Annotated in this window: 2 protein-coding genes; both read right to left on the bottom strand. The window is 50.1% G+C overall.

The window, feature by feature from the left end:
- On the bottom strand, positions 1 to 847 hold an 847-nt coding region (locus Q0338_RS09485), incomplete at its 3' end, for a beta-aspartyl-peptidase (RefSeq protein WP_298086534.1).
- Positions 848 to 1,039: 192 nt separating this feature from the next.
- Positions 1,040 to 1,247: acetyltransferase (locus tag Q0338_RS09480; protein WP_298086533.1), on the bottom strand; the 208-nt coding region annotated here is incomplete at its 5' end.

Here is a 1,247-nt window from a genome sequence, read left to right as displayed (position 1 = left end):
TAGGCACGCTGCCGTTGCCGTCCGAGCTCATCGTTAGGCGCTCTAAATTTAGCCCTTTATCAAGCCCGTAGGCGATGGCTTCGTGAAGCGGCATAAACTGGCTTCCGCCGCTCGTGATGTCGATGTAGCCGCCCATTTTTTGAAATTTGATCGCCTCGTCAAAGAGCTCCTTCGTCCGCGCGCAGTGCGTCGGCGAAAAGTAATTAACCGGGAACGAATAGTCCTTGATCACGCTAAAAATCAGGTCAAATTTATCCGCGAGCCCGCCCATATGCATGTGCAGCACGCCGCCTTTTTTCGAGATCATGCCGCCGATGCGGATCTGCGTCAGGGTCTTGATGAGCTCCTGAGAGGTCGGGTAGCTGCCGCGGTTGTCGCTCATCGCGATCTTACAGCCGATGACCTTGTCGATGAGCACCAGATCGCGCGTGACGGAGCCCGTAAATGTGACGCTAGGCAGCGCGTAAGAGCCAGTGTGGATGAAGGTCGATATGCCCTCGTATTCAAGCGCCTTGGCCTTTGAGTAGAGATTTTCCAGGCTCCTAGTACACCCGTCGGTACCCAGCGTGCCTACGACCGTCGTCGTGCCGTAGCGGATGATTTGCGATAGCGTTATTTCGGGCGTGCGCGAATGATAACCCGCCTCCCCGCCGCCGCCCGTGATGTGCACGTGCTGATCGATGAGCCCGGGCGCTAAAATTTTGCCCTCTAGGTCGTAAACCTCAAGACCCTCGATACGAAAATCAAGCCCCTTAGAAACGGCTAAAATTTTACCTCCGCCGAGCAAAACGTCGCTCCTGCCGACGTGCTCGGGCGCGTATAGATCGGCATTTTTAAGTAACAGCATATTTTCTCCTTTGCTTTGGGTTTTTGATTGTAAATTTTACGTTTTTTAGCTTTCTTGACTGCGATGTCACGCCGTCATTTTACATCAAATTTGATAAAAAGCAGATATTTCGGCTTTGGTTGGAGAGGCGGTAGTTTAAACGATACTTGAGTTTTATTTTTGTAGATTTAGCTGGAGATCAAATTTAGCCGACTATCCGCTTAGTTGCACGCTTTCTTCTATCTTCATTAGCCCCGTAAATACGCGCTCTACGGCCTCTTTTTGCTCGCTAGAGATTTCGATCTTTTTCTCGTTTAAAAGCAAATTTACGAGCTCCTCGTTTTGCAGCGTCTGGACGTCAAATTTTCTCGCATTTGCGGCGATTTTTGCCGCGAGAGGATTTTTTGATTTAAAATTTTCG

The organism is uncultured Campylobacter sp. (genome assembly GCF_938018145.1).
GTDB lineage: Bacteria > Campylobacterota > Campylobacteria > Campylobacterales > Campylobacteraceae > Campylobacter_A.
Note: the sequence above shows the minus strand (reverse complement) of the source record. Positions and strands in the feature narration are given on the sequence as shown.